12 protein-coding genes are annotated in these 20480 nt (G+C 52.2%); 6 read left to right on the top strand and 6 right to left on the bottom strand.

Going from position 1 to position 20480, the window contains the following annotated elements:
• Window positions 1–65: 65 nt before the first annotated feature.
• Complete coding sequence (locus tag HMF8227_RS12570; protein ID WP_109340505.1) at window positions 66–440, bottom strand: hypothetical protein; 375 nt, start codon at window positions 438–440, stop codon at window positions 66–68.
• Window positions 441–686: 246 nt separating this feature from the next.
• On the opposite strand from HMF8227_RS12570, the gene HMF8227_RS12565 reads away from it, so the two are divergent.
• Window positions 687–2474, top strand: coding sequence for a PAS domain S-box protein (locus tag HMF8227_RS12565; RefSeq protein WP_239421307.1), 1788 nt, complete (start codon window positions 687–689; stop codon window positions 2472–2474).
• 50 nt (window positions 2475–2524) lie between these two features.
• On the opposite strand, the gene HMF8227_RS12560 is transcribed toward HMF8227_RS12565, so the two are convergent.
• Window positions 2525–2899, bottom strand: coding sequence for a winged helix-turn-helix domain-containing protein (locus HMF8227_RS12560; protein WP_109340504.1), 375 nt, complete (start codon window positions 2897–2899; stop codon window positions 2525–2527).
• A 242-nt stretch (window positions 2900–3141) separates the two neighbouring features.
• On the opposite strand from HMF8227_RS12560, the gene HMF8227_RS12555 reads away from it, so the two are divergent.
• Window positions 3142–3543, top strand: coding sequence for a DUF3718 domain-containing protein (locus tag HMF8227_RS12555; RefSeq protein WP_109340503.1), 402 nt, complete (start codon window positions 3142–3144; stop codon window positions 3541–3543).
• Between the two features lie 69 nt (window positions 3544–3612).
• Here the strand turns inward: HMF8227_RS12555 and HMF8227_RS12550 are convergent, their stop codons facing one another.
• Window positions 3613–5028, bottom strand: coding sequence for an FAD-dependent oxidoreductase (locus HMF8227_RS12550; RefSeq protein WP_109340502.1), 1416 nt, complete (start codon window positions 5026–5028; stop codon window positions 3613–3615).
• 9 nt (window positions 5029–5037) lie between these two features.
• On the bottom strand, window positions 5038–9504 hold the full coding sequence (gene gltB, locus HMF8227_RS12545) for a glutamate synthase large subunit (protein WP_109340501.1): 4467 nt from the start codon (window positions 9502–9504) through the stop codon (window positions 5038–5040).
• 473 nt (window positions 9505–9977) lie between these two features.
• On the opposite strand from gltB, the gene arcB reads away from it, so the two are divergent.
• The 3 genes from arcB to HMF8227_RS12530 all read left to right on the top strand — a co-directional run bounded on the left by arcB (window position 9978) and on the right by HMF8227_RS12530 (window position 16127).
• Window positions 9978–12329 (top strand): aerobic respiration two-component sensor histidine kinase ArcB, encoded by a 2352-nt coding sequence (gene arcB, locus HMF8227_RS12540; protein ID WP_109340500.1) that lies wholly within the window; start codon window positions 9978–9980, stop codon window positions 12327–12329.
• A 368-nt stretch (window positions 12330–12697) separates the two neighbouring features.
• Complete coding sequence (locus HMF8227_RS12535) at window positions 12698–14962, top strand: TonB-dependent receptor (RefSeq protein ID WP_109340499.1); 2265 nt, start codon at window positions 12698–12700, stop codon at window positions 14960–14962.
• A gap of 139 nt (window positions 14963–15101) precedes the next feature.
• Complete coding sequence (locus tag HMF8227_RS12530; RefSeq protein WP_109340498.1) at window positions 15102–16127, top strand: LacI family DNA-binding transcriptional regulator; 1026 nt, start codon at window positions 15102–15104, stop codon at window positions 16125–16127.
• Here HMF8227_RS12530 and pgmB read toward each other — a convergent pair.
• Window positions 16115–16771 carry a beta-phosphoglucomutase gene (gene pgmB, locus HMF8227_RS12525; protein ID WP_109340497.1) on the bottom strand — a complete coding sequence of 219 codons (657 nt, stop codon included), beginning with the start codon at window positions 16769–16771 and terminating at the stop codon, window positions 16115–16117. The genes HMF8227_RS12530 and pgmB overlap by 13 nt on opposite strands.
• A gap of 9 nt (window positions 16772–16780) precedes the next feature.
• Entirely contained in the window at window positions 16781–19096 is a 2316-nt protein-coding gene (locus HMF8227_RS12520) for a glycoside hydrolase family 65 protein (protein ID WP_109340496.1), read from the bottom strand.
• A gap of 119 nt (window positions 19097–19215) precedes the next feature.
• Between HMF8227_RS12520 and HMF8227_RS12515 the strand changes: the two genes are divergently transcribed.
• Window positions 19216–20463: an MFS transporter gene (locus HMF8227_RS12515; protein ID WP_109340495.1), complete on the top strand. Its 1248-nt coding sequence runs from the start codon at window positions 19216–19218 to the stop codon at window positions 20461–20463.
• Window positions 20464–20480: the final 17 nt, after the last annotated feature.

Genomic DNA, 20480 nt, shown 5'->3' with positions numbered 1-20480 from the left:
CAAACTCCCGACGGATTGTTGACGTTCATTTTTTGTTATTGAGCTATGCAACTAGAGTGCCACTTTTATTTCTCGGCTTGCCTGGTTTCCTCGGCTGTGTCTTGTGAAGCGCGGATCAAAATATCCACCTGCGTTCCAGATCCGTCCGGTGACAGAATCAGGTTCCAGGAGTGCTCTGGTGAGGTGAGAACGAAGCGGTCCTTTTGTTTCTCGCGGTGCAACAGTTTAAAGGTGCGCTGGTAATAATCGATCGCATCATGCGGCGAGGCCGGGAAGTGAAAGCTCAGGCTTGCGGGTAGCTTATCATTGAATAAACGGCAGTAATGGGCATTGTCGGGCACCGGAACGCTATGAAATTGCTTCGGGCAGGGTTGTGTTTCTGCCAGACTGACAGGGGTTAACAGCGAGGTGACAGATAAAACAATAAACCGCAGCAGCATAGGAGATCTCAGTTGAGCTAATCGGATTTTCAGTATAACCAAATGAGGCTGTTTTGCAGGTATGCAGATTTAGCCGTAATTATTGAATTGCTCTGTCTGAGAATATTGAATATGAAGGAGTATAAGTGTAAAACTATTCTTACAGTGAGAGAATGGTTTTTACATGAAAAGGTTTGTCCTGGATCACAAAAGCGGCCGATGGCTCGTTGATGATCAGAAGGCCGTATTAAGGAGAAGGGTATGGGGATGGTTAGCCGATTACTGAGCATGGTGGGAATATCGAGGACCAACCAAACGGCGATTCTGGAGCAGGCCATTGACGCCGTGGTCAGCATCGACGGTCAAAACCGGGTGACGTTTTTTAATGCCGCGGCTGAAAGGCTGTGGGGCTATTCTCGTCAGGAAGTGATGGGGCAGAATGTCAAAAAGCTGGTGCCTCAGGCTATTCAGTCCGAGCACGATGGCTACGTGAATGCCAACCGCCACACCGGCGAGGATAAGATTGTCGGTACCAGCCGGGATGTGTTGTTAGAACGCAAAGACGGCAAAAAAGTCTGGGCCAACCTGTCCTTATCCAGAATCCGCGTCGGGGGGGAGATTCATTACACGGCCTTTGTTAAAGATATTACTAAGCAGCGTGAAACCCAGCAGACGATCAATCAGACCCTGGAACAGGCGCTGGATGCCGTGGTGACTATCGATGAGAACAACAAGGTGACCTTTTTTAATCAGGCGGCGGAGCAACTGTGGGGCTACCAGCGGGAACAGGTACTGGGACAAAACGTAAAGATGTTGGTGCCTCAGGCGATCCAGCCCCAGCACGATGACTATGTGAATGCTAACCGCCGTACTGGTAAAGATAAGATCGTCGGAACGACCCGGGAAGTGCCGATTGAGCGCGCCGATGGTGACACCCGCTGGGGGAGCCTGGCCCTGTCCAGGGTGGAGTTGGAGAACAAGATTGTCTATACCGCGTTTGTCAAAGATGTGACCGATGAAGTGAAACAGCGAGAGCGTATGAGAATGCTGTCCCTTGTTGCGGATGAAACTGACAACGCTATCATTATCAGTGACGCCGATGGTTTAACGGTCTATGTGAATCGGGGTTTCGAGAAGATGACCGGTTACACGCTGAGCGATATCGAAGGCCGTAAGCCCGGTGACTTGCTGCAAGGCGAGCATACCGATCCCAGTGCTGTTCGTGATATTCGCCAGGCCATTCATCAGCGTCAGCCTTATAACGGCGATATTCTTAATTATGACGCCAGCGGCAATCCTTACTGGGTGTCGCTGGCGATTAACCCGGTGTTTGATAAGCACGGCAAGTTGGTGAATTTCATCTCGGTGCAGGCCAATATTACCGACACCAAGGAGCGTACCCTGGAATTCACCAAGCGTTTCGATGCAATCGGCATGAACAATGGCGTGGGTGAATGGGATACCAATGGCAAGCTGACCTATGCTAACGACTACCTGATTACCCATACCGAAGATAAGTCACCCCGTGAGCTTATTCAGCGGGCTCGTAATATGCGCGAGATCATCGGTAGCGAGAAATTTGAGAAGGTGCTTAAGGGAGAGCAGGTAGTGGGAGAATACGCCTTGTTAAAGGCTGATGGCAGTGAGGTGTATTTTAGTGGCACGATCTGTCCCATTACCGATATGTCTGGCAATGTACGACGCATTGTGAGCTATGGTACCGACGTGAGTTCCCGCAAGAAGGCGGCACAGGTTACCGATGCTGAAATGAGAGAAGTAGTGGCCTCCAGCGAGAAAGTTACCGATATTATTTCGGTGCTTAATAATATTGCCTCTCAGACTAACCTCTTGGCCCTGAATGCGGCCATCGAAGCGGCCCGCGCAGGCGAAGCCGGACGAGGCTTTGCGGTGGTGGCCGATGAGGTGCGTACTTTGGCTCAGCAGTCCTCTACCTCTGCCGACGAAATTGGTCGTTTGGTGACGGAGTCCCGTCAGCGGGTCGAGCAGTTGGCCGAATCTTTACAACGTTTAAGTGATGTCGAAAGTGATGCTTAGCAAACGCCTTAGCGGGCCAGATAAACCTATTCTAGGCCTGTGACAGGATGTCAGGGCGTTTTGGAGCGCAACCAATACAAGACATGCCGAACCCAGTTTTTTAATGAGCGTTTTGTATTATGCTGACAAAGGCGGTAGCCGTAATTGGGGATGGTCTCAATCCGCCACTCAGTCGCTAAACCGCTGGCTTTGATTTTATGTCGAAGGCGACTGACTAAATGGTTCAACGCATCGTCACTGGTGTAATCGTGACCCCAGATTATCTTATGCAACTGTTTGCGTGAAACGCCTTGTTGCCCTGCGTCAATGAGGGCTTCAAGCAATACTGCCGTCGCTTTGGAGAGTTTTATAGCGACACCTTTTTTCCCAACCAACAGGCGAGAAGCCGGTTCGTACGACGGGGAAGATGTACTTGTCGTTTCCATCTTCCTTCACTTGATTAATAGCCGAATCATTATCTTAGTATTTTTTGTGCAAAATGGTCATCTTGCTGCCACTATCTTGTCATATATGTACTATTAAACTGAATTATTTAGGATTTTTTTCATCATCAGAATGATCCTGTATTGTCATCGTGATCGGCGCTGAGTGGGTCTATCCTCTTCTGGCTTGAGCAGACGTATCGCAAGCATTCTTAGATTAAAGTGACCAAAAAAGAGGAATTCCCATGAAAAGTGCTATTTATTTGCTTGTTGGCGCGACTGCAGTTGCTGGACTCACCATATCCGATGTGGCTTATTCATCGTCGTTTAATAACGACTTGGTTTCGGTCTGTCGTCATGCCGCAAACAATGACCGGACGGACCTGAATCGAGCCGTGAAACGCTTAACACCCGGCAGTCTCATTACGACAGGTACTTACAGTAAGTTAGCTAAGGGGCTGGTATGCAATGGCATGCCGGTGGCAGAGTTTGCCAACTACTACGGTGCCAACAAGACTTATTGGTTGTTTCAGCGGCATATTGACCGGACCAGAAAAGTTATTGAAATTAAAGATGTTTACGGTCGTGTTCAGGACAGGCCGAGTGTACCCGAAGCGATCACAGTGTCCTGGGAAACAGCTTATTAACTCATGATTCTCGCAAGCTCGGTGAGCTTGCGAGAATAGACTTTAAGTTTGTTAACATTCAGCAGGTCGCTAGACCTTCAGGTAATCCAGTATACCCTCGGCGGCTTGTCGGCCTTCGAAAATGGCGGTCACCACCAGATCCGAACCGCGAACCATATCGCCACCGGAGAAGATTTTAGGATTGCTGGTCTGAAAGGCGAACTGGCCGTTGGCAGGGGCTCGGACCCGGCCTTTTTCGTCCAGAATAATGCCATAGTCGGCGAACCAATTGGCGGGACTGGGCTGAAAGCCAAAGGCGATGATCACGGCATCGGCTTCTAGTATATGCTCGGACCCTTCGATGGGCTCGGGGCGGCGACGTCCGGCGCTATCCGGATCGCCCAGTTGGGTTTTTACCAACGTAACACCGCAGGCTTCCCCCTTATCGTTGATCTCTACGTCCAGCGGTTGCAGGTTGAAGCGAAATTCGACTCCTTCCTCGCGGGCATTTTGCACCTCACGACGGGAGCCTGGCATGTTTTCCTCATCCCGACGATAGGCACAAATCACCGACTCGGCGCCCTGACGTACCGCGGTGCGCACACAGTCCATGGCTGTATCGCCGCCACCTAAGACCACTACCTTCTTACCTTTCATATCGATAAAGTCAGAAGGTGCTTGTTCCAAGCCCATCTGGCGGTTGGTATTGGCGATGAGATAAGGAAGGGCTTCATACACTCCCGGCGCGTCTTCGTTTTCAAAGCCACCGCGCATGTATTTGTAAGTCCCCATGCCTAAGAACACTGCATCGTATTGGTCGATCAGTGTCTGAAACTCCACGTCCTTACCCACTTCGGTATTAAGCTTAAATTCTACGCCCATCTCGGTGAAGATCTCCCGGCGCAGTTGTACCACCTCTTTTTCCAGCTTAAAGGCGGGAATACCAAAGGTCAGCAGACCACCGATCTCCGGGTATTTGTCATACACCACAGGGGTAACGCCGTTACGCACCAGGATATCGGCGCAGGCCAGGCCCGCCGGTCCGGCACCGATCACGGCCACCTTTTTGTCGGTCTTCTCGACCCCTGACATATCCGGACGCCAGCCTTGCTTAAAGGCGGTGTCGGTGATGTATTTCTCAATGGAGCCAATGGTTACCGCACCGAAGTCATCGTTCAGGGTACAGTCGCCTTCGCAGAGACGATCCTGAGGACAGACACGACCACAGACTTCCGGCAGGGAGTTGGTCTTATGCGATAACTCTGCTGCCTCGAAGATCCGGCCCTCATTGGCTAACTTCAGCCACTGAGGGATATAGTTATGGACCGGACATTTCCACTCGCAGTATGGGTTGCCGCAATCCAGGCAGCGGTCTGCCTGACCGGCTGCCTGAGAGTCACTCATGGGATGATAGATCTCGGCAAATTCGTTGCGGCGCTGATCCACGGGCTTTTTAGGCGGGTCGATACGCTCGACATCAACAAATTGATAGACATTCTTTGCCACGGTTACCTCCTACTGCGCCTGGACACGTAATTCGGCCGTCGAACGGCTGATATGTCCAAGCAGGTTATTCACATCACTGGTCTTGGGTTTGATTAAACGGAACTTAGGTAGATAATCAGTAAAGTTCTGCAGAATCATCAGTGAGTGTTCACTACCGGTTTCTTCATAGTGCTGGTCGATAAGACCACGTAGGTGCTCAGACAGAATCGGCTTGTCGTCGATACCCATAGCTTCGACCAGATCGCCGTTAAGGCGCTGGTTAAAGTCGTCGGCCTCGTCCAGCACATAGGCAAAGCCGCCGGTCATGCCTGCACCGAAGTTCACACCGGTCTGCCCCAAAATGGCGACGATACCGCCGGTCATGTATTCACAGGCGTTATCACCCGCGCCTTCGATAACAGCGATGGCCCCCGAGTTACGTACCGCGAAACGCTCACCAGCACGGCCAGAGGCCAGCAATTTACCGCCAGTGGCCCCATACAGGCAGGTGTTACCCATAATTGCGCTGTCCTGTGACTTGAACGGCGCCCTTGGATCCGGTTTTATCACAAGCTTACCGCCGGTCATGCCTTTACCGACATAGTCGTTGGCATCGCCGATGACCTTCATTTCAAGCCCCGCCACATTCCAGACGCCGAAGCTCTGGCCTGTTGTGCCGGTAAAGGTCACTCTGACGGGATGGTCGGCCAGCCCCTGGTTGCCGTATTTACTGGCAATGTAGCCAGACAACGAGGCACCCACCGAACGATCGGTGTTGCGAATGTCCAGCTTTAACTCGATGCGGCTGCGTTTATCTACAGCTGCCTTGGCCTCGGACAGCAGGCGCTGGTTCAACTGGCCTTTATCCATGGGCTCGTTGGTGATTTCAGAGCAGAACAGCCGCGTGTGTTCGCCGGCTTCCGGCTTGGCTAACAGACCGGAAAGATCCAGTTTCTGTTGCTTGGCGGTCAGACCGTCCAGTACTTCCAGTAGCTCGGTGCGGCCGACCAACTCATCCAGCTTCCGCACACCCAGCGCGGCCATCAACTCTCGTACTTCGCGAGCGATAAAGCGGAAGTAGTTCATTACCATTTCCGGCAGGCCGATGAAGTAATTATCCCTTAGGTTTTCGTCTTGGGTGGCGACACCTGTTGCACAATTATTGAGGTGACAGATACGTAAGTACTTACAGCCTAATGCCACCATGGGACCGGTGCCAAAGCCGAAACTTTCGGCTCCTAAGATGGCAGCTTTGATCACGTCCAGACCGGTTTTCAAACCACCATCGGTTTGTACCCGCACCTTATGACGCAGGCCGTTTTCTACCAGCGCCTGCTGGGCTTCGGCGAGACCCAGCTCCCAGGGGCTGCCGGCGTATTTCACCGAGGTCAGAGGACTTGCCCCGGTACCGCCGTCGTAGCCGGATACGGTGATGAGATCGGCATAGGCTTTGGCCACCCCTGTGGCCACCGTACCCACACCGGGTTCGGACACCAGCTTCACCGAGATCAACGCTTTTGGGTTAACCTGTTTCAGATCGAAAATCAGTTGCGCCAGATCCTCAATGGAATAGATATCATGGTGGGGCGGCGGTGAAATCAGGGTCACACCGGGCACGGAGTAGCGTAGCTCGGCAATGTAGTTATTCACCTTATCCCCGGGCAACTGGCCGCCTTCGCCGGGCTTGGCACCCTGGGCAACTTTTATCTGGATGACATCGGCATTGACCAGATAGTGGGCGGTCACGCCGAAGCGGCCTGAGGCCACCTGCTTTATCTTTGAGTTACGTTCATTACCAAAGCGGGCAGGATCTTCGCCGCCCTCACCGGAGTTGGACTTGCCACCCAGTCGGTTCATGGCGATGGCGAGGGCCTCGTGAGCTTCCGGGCTCAAGGCGCCGATGGACATGGCGGCGGTGTCGAAGCGCGGATAGAGGTTTTCTTCCGGCTCTACTTCGTCCAGATCAATGGGAGTATCGCTGAGTTTGAGCTTCAGCAGGTCGCGCAGATGGGCCACTGGACGGTCATTAACCAGGCCCGCAAACACCTTGTAGTCCTCGTAATTACCGCTGACCACAGCTTTTTGCAAAGTGGTCACTACATCCGGGTTATAGGCGTGATACTCGCCGCCGTGCACGTATTTGAGCAGGCCGCCGTGATTGAGTTGCTTGCGCTTCACCCAGGCAATACGGTTGAGATTGAGCATGTCCTGCTCGAAGTCATCAAAGCCTGCGCCCTGAATACGGCTCGGCACGCCTTTAAAGCAGACTTTCATGACTTCATCGTGAATGCCAACGGCTTCAAACAGCTTGGCACAGCGATAGCTGGCCACGGTGCTGATGCCCATCTTGGACATGATCTTAAACAGGCCCTTGTTGATGCCCTTGCGATAATTCAGAGTCGCTTCCATGGCGGACAGCTCAATTTCGCCGTTATCCACCATCTGTTCGATGGTCTCATAGGCGAGGAACGGATAAATGGCTGTTGCACCTAAACCCAGGAGGACCGCAAAGTGATGTGGATCCCGGCAAGAGCCGGTTTCCACCACGATATTGGCATCGCAGCGCAGGGCTTTTTCTACCAGGCGGCGCTGTACTGCGCCGACGGCCATGGGCGCCGGAATCGGGATGCGATCGGGTTTGATATTGCGGTCGGACAGCACGACAAAGGCGGCGTTTTTCTGCTTCACCAGATACTCGGCTTCATTACAGATGCGTTCAATGGCCGCCTTGAGGCCTTCATCGGGGCGGTAGTTCAGTTCGATCACTTCGGAGTAATAGTACTCGGGGTCAAACTCCCTCAGCTGTTTGAGGTCGGTGTACATCAATATGGGCGACTGGAACAGCACCCGGTTGGCGTAGCCCGAGGTCTCGGAGAAGGGGTTTTGTTCCCGGCCGATGCAGGTAGCCAGCGACATCACATGGTTTTCCCGCAGTGGGTCGATGGGCGGGTTAGTCACCTGAGCAAAATGCTGACGGAAATAGTCGTACATGATACGGCTACGACTGGACAGTACCGCCATAGGTGTATCATCACCCATTGAGCCAACCGCTTCCTGTCCGTCTTTGGCCAGAACCCGAATTACCTGCTGAATCTCCTCATAGGAGTAATTAAATTGCTTGTGATAGGTAGCCATCATGGCCTCATCGAACACGCGTACGCCGATTTGGCTGGCATCGCATTGTTCGATGGGCTTAAGCCGTTTGATGTGTTTATCCAGCCACTCTTTGTAGGGATGGCGACCTTTTAAGTCTTCGTCGATCTCGGTAGAGCGCCAGACCTTGCCATTATAGGTATCCACTGCCAGCATCTCGCCCGGGCCTACACGGCCTTTCTCAATCACATCTTCGGGACTGTAATCCCAGATACCCGCCTCTGAAGCCAGGGTGATCAGGCCGTCTTTTGTCAGCACATAGCGAGCCGGGCGCAAACCGTTGCGATCCAGACTGCACGCTACATGGCGGCCATTGGTCAGTACGATACCCGCAGGGCCGTCCCAGGGTTCCATGTGCATGGAGTTAAACTCATAGAAGGCCTTGAGTTCGTCGTCCATCGTCTGATTATTCTGATAGGCGGGGGGCACTAACAGACGCATAGCACGGAACAGATCCATTCCGCCTGCCAAAAACAGCTCTAACAGGTTATCCAGCGCTGAGGAGTCAGAACCGTCGTTGTTTACAAAGGGGGCGGCATCTTGCAAGTCTGGAATCAATGGCGTACGGAATTTATAGGTCCGAGCCTCGGCCCACTCGCGGTTACCGCGGATGGTGTTGATCTCGCCATTGTGGGCCAGAAATCGGAACGGTTGGGCCAGTGGCCATATAGGCAGCGTGTTAGTGGAAAAGCGCTGGTGGAATACGCAGATGGCTGACTGCATGTCTTCATCGGCCAGATCCAGATAAAAGCTTGGCAGATCCTTTGGCATTACCAAGCCTTTATAGATGGTCACCAGGTTGGATAAGCAAGCGACATAGAATTCAGAGTCATCGGCGAGGCGTTTCTCGATACGACGACGCGCCATATACAGGCGTCGCTCCAGATCTTTTTTACGCCAGCCGGGCGGAGCGTTGACAAACACCTGTTCGATCTGAGGTAAGCCGCTGAGAGCCAGGTCGCCTAGCACATTCGGGTTAGTCGGCACTTCCCGCCAGCCTGATATAGACAGAGTCTCGGCTTCAAGCTCTTCGTTGACCACTTTGCGGGCCTGTTCAGCCAGAATCGGGTCTGGATTCAGAAACATCATACCAACGCCGTATTTCTTACCCAGTTTCCAGCCATGTTGCTCGGCTATCTTCTGGAAAAATGCGTCGGGCTTTTGCATCAGCAGGCCGCAGCCATCGCCAGTCTTACCGTCGGCGGCAATACCGCCACGGTGCTGCATACGATCCAATGCGTGAATCGCGGTGGTAACCAGGTGGTGGCTCGGCTGTCCCTGTGTATGGGCGATCAGGCCGAAGCCGCAGTTATCCCGAGAATCAGTCGGGTTGTATAGTCTCATCTTATGACTCCTTCAACTGTGCTGTCGGGTAGGGCGATGTTCTGAACTGTGCAGGCCGTTTTTTATTCGGCGTTATATTTGACCTGCAGGGTATTGGCTAGTTGCTCTTATTATGCCGCCAGTCTGAATTATTATGCATTTTGTCTGGCGGGGTAAAGAACATACCCATATCCCGTTATCAGGTCAAACACAGATTATTTAAAATAGTGGTTTTATTTTATAAATGCTTCCTACATTAGGATGTTCATATTATTTGTTAATTTTATGTTGGTGTTTATTGGTAGTTGTATTGCGATTAATGGTGGGGTGTGGTGGCCTGCATTACCTGGCTAGAGCCCGGGGCTAATCCGGTTTTGCGTGAATAATTATTTCATCTTTATGCGTTTCTTTATCAATTATTATTGCGCTTATATTGCGTACCAATTTAAACCGGGAGTTGGTAGGATGCGGCCAGCAGTTATTGGGGAATTATCATGAGTGAGAACACGCAGCGCAACGGAACCGGTGACTCCTGGGCTATCCGTATAGCGACCTTTATCGGCCGTTTTGGCACGGTCAGAATCAGTATTCTGTTCGTTTTTCTGACCCTGGCTTTCACTATTGCCGGTTCTTTTGTCATCCGCATGTACCTGTCAGGCGAAGTGCATCTGGAGGATTTTGTCTCGGCCATTATTCTGACCATGCTCAGCGCACCCTGGGTGCTGTACTTCTTCAGTGAGCTGGTGAACCAATTGGATAAGAGCCGGCTTCATCTCAAGGAGGTGGTTGCTCAGCTGGAAGAGCTTCGGGAAGAAGATGTGTTTCTGAATCGTGAGCTACAAAACAATGTTCGCCAGTTAAATATTGAAGTCGAGGAGCGCCGCAAAGCGCAGGAAGACAGGGAAAAGGTGTTTGAGGAGTTGGAAGTGGAGATTCAGGAACGTCGTGAGCGTGAACAGCAGGCACAGCGGCTATCCACCCTGCTACGTTCCATCATCGATGCTTCCCCGGACCTGATTTATTACCGCAATGAAGAAGGTAAGTTTGCCGGCTGTAACAAGGTGGCCGAGCAGATGACCGGTAAGACCGAAGCTGATCTTATTGGCTTAACCCCTTACGAAGTCTATGACGAAGAACTGGCTCGCCAGGTGGTCGAGGTAGACCAGGAGATTCTGGAAACCAATCAGCCGGTCACGGTGGAATCTTGGCTTAAGTTTGCGGATGGTCGCAAGCGCCTGTTTGAGATGCGCAAGGTGCCTTTTTACGACAAAGATGGACAGCGCTTAGGATTGCTGGCTTTCGGGCGGGATATCACTGAGCGCAAACAGTCAGAAGTGGCGCTGGAAAAAGCCAGCCGGGATAAGACCGCCTTTATTGCGACTATCAGTCACGAGCTGCGTACACCACTGAATGGCATTGTGGGGTTAAGTCGTATGCTCAGAGACACTCAACTGACCGAGGAACAATTCAGTTGGGTGAGTACCATTTACGCCAGTGCCATTACCCTGGGTAATATCTTTAACGATATTATCGACTTGGATAAGCTCGGCCGCGATAAGCTTGAACTGCAGATGAAAACCGTCAATCTGCGCGATTTCTTTGGTGAGCTAAGCAGTATTATTGAGCTGCTGGTGGCCGACAAAGGACTCAGTTTCCACAGCGATTACCAGGAGCCCCTACCGGAGTTTGTGGAGGCTGACGGCACCCGACTGCGCCAGGTTCTGTGGAATCTGTTGTTTAATGCGGTCAAGTTCACTCAGAAAGGATCGGTGAGTTTCCATCTGGCGGCAGGCGAGCCCAAACATGGTGAGAGTCTGGTGACCTTTACCATTTCAGATACTGGGGTAGGTATTCCTGAGCAAGAGCTTAAGAACATTTTCGCCATGTATTATCAGGTCAAGCACCCGGATCATCAGAGTGCCACCGGCACTGGGATAGGCCTGGCTATCTGCCAGAAGATGGTGGATATGATGGGTGGTGAGATCCGTGTTTCCAGCGAAGTCGGAAAGGGCACGGCGTTTACGGTGGAACTGCCCCTGAAGTTGGCCGACGCCCCAGCCCAGTTGGCCGATATAAAGGTCACGGGTCTGAAGATTTTGTTGGTGGAAGACATCGAACTGAATGTCATGGTGGCGAAGGCATTGTTGGAAAAGCTGGGTCAGCATGTTGAGGTAGCCATGACTGGGAATCAGGCGCTGGACATGGCCCGAGAGCATCAGTATGACCTTATTCTGCTGGACATCCAATTGCCTGACATGACGGGGTTCGATGTCGCCAATCAGATGCTCGAAGAAGATCTTGTACTGGGCACACCCATTGTGGCGCTGACGGCAAACGTGATCAAAACACGACAGGAATACCTGAATCAGGGAATGGACGATGTGATCGCCAAACCCATTAAGAAAAGCCGGGTGATAGAAGTAGTCAATAGCTTGTTTTGCGATCAGCCGGATACACCCGTATTACCCGAGACCAAAGCCGTTACTCAGGAAACCAATGTTCTGGATCTGGATATGTTGCAGATGCTTATCGACAACATCGGCCCTGAGATGGTCAGTCAGAGTGTGAGCGTGTTTGAAACCAGTATGCCCGATTACATGCAGCAGCTACAAACCAACCTGAGCGCCAAGGATAAGGATGAAGTCTGTAGCCATGCGCATAAGATCAAAGGCGCGGCAGGATCGGTAGGGCTGACCAGGGTCCAGAAGATCGCCAATCAGATTCAACAGGGTGACCACCCCGCCTGGTGGGAAAATGTGTACGACTGGGTGGAGGAGTTAGAACAAGCGTTGAGCGTAGACCTGGAAGCGCTGCACCAATGGCTATCAGAGCAAGACGCAGACTAGCCAACATTTTCTGCCAGCCTCTTGCCTGAGGCTGGCCCTCTCTCTTTTCCTGCTATCAATACCGAATAAGATCGCGATCTGTCATTTACAATAATTGTAAACCCGAGGTTGCAAACGATTGCGATCTTTTAATGGTTTGCAGAACTCATGAATATTGAAAAGTGCGCTGACTGTGTCTTTTTTAGTCGCTATCGCGCTTTCACCGTGTGACTTATGATAATTGTTAAAGAAAAGTAATATTTTTTGTGACGCATCTATTGCAATCGATTGCATCGTGATCTAATTTTTATCCACGGTAGCTAGACGGTACATGGGGTTCCCTTTCTCCGTTAGCTTGTTTGACTTAATCGACACCGGGACAAAAGACTATGACACACAGAAAATTGTCATTGGCGCTGGCTATCAGTGCCGCCTTGACCACAGCGCCAACCTTGGCTCAAGAGAGTGACCAGCAGCCCTCAAAGCAACAGCAAAAAGATTTTGAGCAGATTATTATCACCGGTACACCATCTGGTACTTCGGTCAGGAAGGTGGATGCCAGTTTCGCCATCACTAACTTATCGGCCGAGGCCATAGAGAAACTCGCTCCTAAAAGTACGGCGGATCTGTTTAAGGCAGTACCTGGTATTTGGGCGGAAAGTTCTGGTGGTGTCTCTGGGGCAAATGTGTTTGTAAGGGGGTTCCCGGGGACGGGGGATGCGCCTTTTGTGACAGTACAGCTGGAAGGTGCGCCGGTTTTCCAGCCGCCCACGCTTTCCTTCCTGGAGAACTCCACTCTGTTTCGCATGGATGAGACCATCGCCTTTATGGAGGCTTTACGAGGTGGTCCGAACCCAGTGATCTCCAATGGTCAGCCGGGTCTGACGACCAACTTTATGTTGAAGGAAGGCTCGGACTTTACCGAGGGCACGATTAAATACACCACTTCAGACTATGACCTTCAGCGTTTGGACGCGGTAGTCAGTGGTGCTTTGGGTGATGACCTCTATTACATGATGGGCGGTTACGTAAAGAGCTCACCGGGTATTCGTGATGCCGGGTTTAACTCCGAGAAAGGCCATCAGTTCACGGTGAATATCACCAAAGAGCTGGACAACGGTAAGATGAATTTCTATACCCGTCATACCGACGATCATGGTACCTGGTACCTGCCAACACCGTTGGTGGAAGGGGTGAACAACGACTATGCCCAGATTGGTACTTTGAACCGCCAGGCTTCTATCCAATACGGACCTAATGGCACCAGCGAGTCCTTCGACTTCGGTAATGGCCGGGGCTGGGATGGCAGTGTGTCAGGCGGTAAGGTGTTCTTAGAGCTAGGAGGTGGCTGGGAGTTGACCGACCGGTTTAACTTCACCAAAGGGGAAGCTAATACCTTTGGTCTGGTTCCTAACGGCGCCCCGACGGCACTGGCTAATGTTGCCGATAATGGAAGCGACGCTGAAGGGTTAGTGACCGGTGATACCTACGGCGGCGACACATTGGTACAGCAGATTGGTCGCTGGGTGGTGTTAAAAGATATCGAGTCCTTTACTAATGATCTGGCGCTGACCAAAAACCTGGACGCGCTGACAATGACCTTTGGTCTATACAACTCCAATTACGAAGCCAAGGACTGGTGGTCTCTTGGTAATCAGTCCTATCATGTCGTCGCCCCAGGCGGAGAAAACCTGACCGGAATCGATTGTAACGATAATGCCGACAGCTGTGGTTGGAATTACGACATCAACGCCGTTGGAGATGGCAGTACCACAGCCTTCTATACGGCCTTCGAACATAAAACGACGGATAAGCTCACGTTGGATGTCGGACTGCGTAGCGAGAAACATCAAATTGAGTATACCGTCGATGAGGGGTTGGACGGTGAAGTCACCAAAGCCGTGCAATACGATGAAACCACCTTCTCCTATACTGTTGGCGCCAACTATATGCTGACCAATCGCTCAGGAGTGTTCGCGCGGATTAATGACGGCAGCAAGATGCCCTATTTCGATGACTTTCGGGATAACTTTGGATCTTACACCAATGGTGACGATCTGATTTTCGATATTCAGCAATACGAACTGGGCTATAAGATGGCTGAGGACAATTACAGCCTTTATGCGACGGCCTTCATGAGTGAAGTTGAAAGTTCCTTTGTTTCGCAGCCCGGGGCGCCGGCCGAGCTGACGGTCAATGAGTCACAGGGCATCGAGGTAGACGCCAACTACACTTTTGACTTTGGGTTAAACCTGAATCTTAACGCTACTGTTCAGGACACCGAAATCGCCGAGAGTACCGATGGCAACCAGGGGAACGAAGCCATGCGTCAGCCCGGCTGGCAGTTCCGTGTGACCCCCAGTTACGACGTTGAGCTGGCGGGCGGTAACTATGCCACCCTATACGGTACTCTGACCTCGGTGGATGACCGCTGGTCTGATAATGGCAATACCGTGGTGCTCGAAGGCTATACCAAGGTAGATTTGGGGGCGAAATGGGTCATGACGGAAAACCTTAACCTGCGCCTTTCGGTCGATAACCTGACTGATAAGGAAGGACTGACAGAGGGCGATCCCCGTAACCCCACCGCGCCTAACGGACGCTACATCATGCCGCGTTCAGTGAAACTCAGTATCGGATATAACTTCTTCTGAGTAAGCGATAGAACATGGCAGGGAAGCCGTATTGTTTGAACATAGCGCCGCTGCCTGAGTGCGGCGCTTTTCTGTGTGGCTTTGCCGGCCCAGAGAATGCTGTTAGGCTACGGGTCCGAACCGCTTTAATGAAATCATCATGAGTCAGCAACCTCCTCGCACTATTGCCGATATCGCCAAACTGGCTGGCGTGTCTGAATCTACGGTTTCACGGGCGCTGAACAATAACCCACTTATCAGTGAAAAAACCCGTCTTCGTATTCAGGATTTGGCTAAGCAGGCGAACTTTAGTATCAATGCCAAGGCCAGAGCCCTGCGCACTCAGCGCACCCAAGTGATAGCGGTCGTGGTACTGTTTAAAGAGCGCACCGAACGGGGCATTTCCGACCCCTTTCTGTTGGATATTCTTGGCGCCATCGCCGATGAACTGACCCTGCATGGCTATGATATGCTGCTTAGTAACACTCGTACCGCCTCAGATGACTGGCGGGATTATTACTTTGACTCTAAACGTGCCGACGGCCTTATTGTGATCGGTCAGGGCGAGCATGATGTTCGTATTGACCGACTGGCTGAGGAGCAGCTGCCGTTTGTGGTCTGGGGCGCCCCCTTGCCGGATGCCGGTTATTGCACGGTGGGCAGTGATAACAAGATGGGGGCATTTCTGGCGGTAAATCACTTGATCAATCAAGGATGCCGCCATATTGCTTTCTTGGGCGATATCGGTCAGTCGGAAATGGAGCAGCGTTGGCAGGGTTACTGTCTGGCGCTGGAACAGGCAGGGATAGAGTTGGATAAACGCCTGTGCCTGGATACGGATTTTACCAGTGAGTCTGGCTACGACAGTACCATCTCGCTGCTCAGGGATGCGCCCGAAGTGGATGGTATTTTCGCGGTCAGCGACGTGATTGCTCTAGGTGTTATGAAGAAGCTGGTGGAAGCGAAAAAGCGCATTCCTCAGGATGTGGCGGTGGTAGGGTTTGACGACGTGGCCATGTCCATGTTCTGCCATCCCTCTCTCAGTACCATACGGCAGGACACAGCCGAAGGCGGTCGTTTGCTGGTGCGCAAGGTGCTGGAAAAATTGGCGGGCAAGAGCCCGCGCTCTCAGGTACTGGATGTTCAGTTGCAGGTGCGTGAGTCTAGCCGCCGTTACGACGACTGACCGAGGGCCAAAACCTCGTTCAGATTAAGAGCGGCGATACTGGGGTAGACCAGTTCTGCTCGCTTCAGGGTCTTGGCATCACCGATGCCCACCGAGTGCATACCGGCACCGATAATACTCTCCAGTCCTGCCTGAGCGTCCTCAATGCCCACACATTCCAAAGGCGCTACTTTCAGCCCCTGAGCAGCGGTCAGGAAGGTTTCAGGGTCGGGCTTGCCATAGCGGACGTTGGCGGCATCGACGATATAGTCGAAGGCGTCGGTGATTTGTAAACAGTCCAGAACGCGGCGGGCGTTTTTACTGGCGGATGCGAGGGCGATATTAAAGTCCCTGGCACGCAGCTGTTCTAACAACTCGCGGGCTCCGGGGAAAATATCCGATGGTTGCATCGTATCCAGCATGGACTGATAGAGCGTGTTTTTCTCATCGGCCAGAGCCTGCTTGTCAGTCTCGGAAAATGATTGATCGGACTTGTCGAGAATAAACTGCAACGAGCCCATGCGATCTACGCCTTTTAGCTGTTCGTTATCGTCGCGACTGAATGGGATATCCAACTTGTTGGCCAGGGCGGACCAGGCCTTAAAGTGGAATTCGGCGGTGTCGGTGATGACGCCGTCCAAATCAAAAATAAAGCTGGTGATCATGGCGTTCTCCTAAGCTATTTGGTTGGGGCGGTTCGGGACCAGAGACAGACTCTGGTCATAGTGGTGCAGGGTCATCGCCTCGCCTTCCAACAAGGTATAGGTGGTGTTCCTGGCTGTGACCTTCACTTCCAGCAGGCAGTCCAGATAACGAAACCGGAATTGATAACCTTGCCACTGCTCTGGCAGCCTAGGACTGAGGTAGGGGCCATCGTGTCTGATCCTCAAGCCCGCAAAACCATTGACAATACCCATCCATGAGCCAGCCATACAGGCGGTGTGAATACCGTACTCGGTGTTGGCATGGCGATTGTCGATATCCATTCGCACAGTATCGTGGTAAAACTCATAGGCCCGTTGCAACTGGCCCAACTCGGCAAATGCAATGCTATGAATACAGCTCGATAACGTGGAGTCATGAGTGGTCAATGGCTCGTAATAGTCCAGATTGCGCTGTTTCAGAGCCGGGTCGAACCGATCATCGAGCAAGAACATGGCCAGGATCACATCGGCTTGTTTGAGCACCTGATGGCGATACAGCACCAGAGGGTGATAATGCAGCAGCAACGGATAGTGGTCAGCCGGGGTGTTGGCAAAATCCCAGCGCTCCCGCTCCAGGAACAGATCGTCTTGTTTACTGATGCCCCGGCTTTCGTCGTAGGGCAGGTACATGGCCTCGGCAGCGTCGTGCCACAGATCCACTTCCCGGGCTTCAAGCCCCAGCTCTGAAACTAACCTTTGCCAGTCCTCTTGATAATGCTGGCTAAGGTGGTGAGCAATCTGCACGGCAAAACGCAGATGAGCCTGAGCCATGGCGTTGGTATAAAAATTATTGTTCACCAGTGCGCTGTATTCATCGGGACCGGTCACTTCGTCGATGCAAAATAAGTCTTGCCTGGCGGGGTTAAAGTGTCCCAAATCCAGCCACAGCCGGGCAGTTTCAAAGACCAGCTCGGCACCGTTTTCCCGAATAAACCCCCAGTCATGGGTATTATCCAGATAGCGTTTGACGCCAAAGGCAATGGCCGCATTGATATGGTATTGGGCTGTTCCTGCCGGGTAATAGGCCGAGCATTCATCGCCGCCAATGGTGCGCCAGGGGAAAAGAGCCCCGCGTTTGTGACTCATGGTCCGAGCTCGCTGGCGGGCACCGTCTAAATAATGGTAACGATACTTTAGGCATTGCTTAGCCAATTCGGGATTGGTGTGGGTTAAGAAGGCCAGAATGTAGATTTCCGTATCCCAGAAATAGTGCCCATCGTAACCGTGACCCGTCAGGCCCTTGGCGCCGATATTGTTAAAGCCACTGCGGCCGGTGGACATAAACAGGTGCAGCATATTAAATCGCAAGCCCTGTTCGAGGGCATCATCACCGTCAATACTGACCTGACTGCTGTGCCAGAAAGCTTCCGCCTGCCGCTGATGGTCCTGGTAGGCTCCCTCCCAGCCCAGCCTCAGAGCCTTGTCCAATACTTGCTCCACCTCGCTCAAACCCTGATCGCCCGGGCCCTGGTGACGGTAGGCGACATGCTTCTCCAGGATTAAGGGCTTACCATCCAGATGGAAACGCAGTGTCTGCCCCACTTGAGCTGGGAGCTGCTGCACCTCGCTCTGTTCTGGGGGGCGTGAGAAATGCAATGCCGTAGCGCTGTCGATAATGAACGGGGTGTGGTTGACCCGGTGGCGCATCCAGGTACGGGTATCGTCTACCTGGCTGTCTTGCAGCGTCAGGTTCTCGGCCATATTTAATTGACCGGCTCTGGGATCGTCACTATCGAACTTTACGCCGTAATCGGCATCCAGTAGAGACCTTACCTCCAGGGTGACTGAGGGGCCCTGGTAATTAAACTCAAGCCGTTGCACCATTAGCTGGCTTTCTGCCAGTGATACCAGCCGCTGGCAGGTGAGAGTCAGACTGTGACCATTAGTGAGCGTCCACTGGGTCGTACGGGTCAGGGTGGCGTCGCTCATATCCAGACGTTGTTCATCGGCAATGGCATTGGCTGTCGTAAGCGGCTGTCCGTCTACCCAAATGTCCAGTCGCTTGCCGTTGGGAACCTGCAGAATTTTGTCGTTATGACTGGCATAACCATAGGCTTTTTCCCCGTACTGAATGGGCTCGCGACTGTAAACACCGTTTAAGTAGGTGCCTTCACAGTGAGGTTGGCCTGCTTCGGGAGCCTGGGTATCGGTGCCCCGGCTGCCAATATAACCATTGGCTAAAGCAAACAAGGTTTCTTCCAGCTGCGGATTGCCGGACTGCTGCTGCTTACTGGTCAGGTGCCAGGGCTCGACGGCGAACTTCGGGGAGTGAGTGGCATTAATCATATTCCAGAGCCATTGTTGATGATCGATGGCTCTAGTGTAATTGTTTTGCAATCGATTGCAATAATGTTAATTTACCGTAAACTGGAATTGAGATAAAGCCGCCAGCCTGTGGAGTTGCCATGATAGAAAATCGATTGCGTGTAAAACTGGCCCTGATCATGACTTACTTTGTGTTTGCCATACTGCTGAACAGTGTGGGCACGGTCATCTTACAGGTGATCAACTCCTATCAGGTGAGTAAAGAAGCCGCCAGTGTGCTGGAAGGCTTTAAAGATTTACCCATTGCCTTAGTGTCATTTCTGGTGGCGGCTTACCTACCACGCTTTGGTTATCGCCGCGCCATGCTGGTGGGCACTACAGCCGTTGGTCTGGCTTGTTTGTTAATGCCCGTGATTCCTGGGTTCTTAATGTCCAAGGTGTTGTTTTTTATCGTGGGCAGCGCTTTTGGCATGGTCAAAGTCTCGCTGTATTCGACGGTAGGATTGATTACCGACGACCGTCAGCAGCATGCCTCGGTCATGAATGTGATTGAAGGTATGTTTATGATGGGGGTCTTGTCCGGGTACTGGTTGTTTGGTGCCTTTATGGACGCCGATAATCCGTCTTCGTTGGGGTGGCTGAATGTGTATTGGTGGCTGGCGGGATTGTCTTTTATCAACGTGTTATTGCTCTTAGTGACGCCTTTCTCAAATCCGGTTCCTGAGGGCAAGCCCATGCCGGTCAGAGAGTTTATCGCCATGCTTAAGCTTACGTACAAGCCATTGGTGATGGTGTTTATTATTTCGGCCTTTTTGTATGTGCTGATCGAACAGGGCATTGGCACGTGGTTGCCCACCTTCAATAACGAGGTGCTGAATCTGCCGACCGACATCAGTGTACAGATCACCAGTATTTTCGCGGCCTGTCTGGCATTCGGACGCTTAGGGGCAGGGGCGCTGATGAAGTTCTTTAACTGGTACTGGCTATTGAATGTCTGTTTGGTGGTGATGGCGGTGCTGATTCTTGTGGTGATGCCGATGGCCGGTGATATTGACTATTCAGTAAAAGTCACCTGGGATAATATTCCGGCTGCGGCTTTCTTACTGCCCGTGATAGGGCTGTTCATGGCGCCCATTTATCCGGCGATTAACTCCATTATGCTGTCGTCGCTGCCCGTGCAGCAGCACTCACCAATGACAGGACTTATCGTGATCTTTTCGGCTCTGGGCGGTACCACCGGGTCCGTTATCACCGGCGTTGTCTTTGGTCGTTTCGATGGTCAGACGGCGTTTTATTTCTCGGTTATTCCCATTGCCGCCATTATGGTAAGCCTGTTTTTCTTCCGTCGCCTGACTCAAGTGGAGCAGGGCGCTCAGGCGACGACTTAGAAGACCGTTAAAAGGGA

The organism is Saliniradius amylolyticus (assembly GCF_003143555.1).
Taxonomy (GTDB): domain Bacteria; phylum Pseudomonadota; class Gammaproteobacteria; order Enterobacterales; family Alteromonadaceae; genus Saliniradius; species Saliniradius amylolyticus.
The sequence above is the reverse complement of the archived record's forward strand: the minus strand, read 5'-3'. Positions and strand labels throughout refer to the sequence as shown.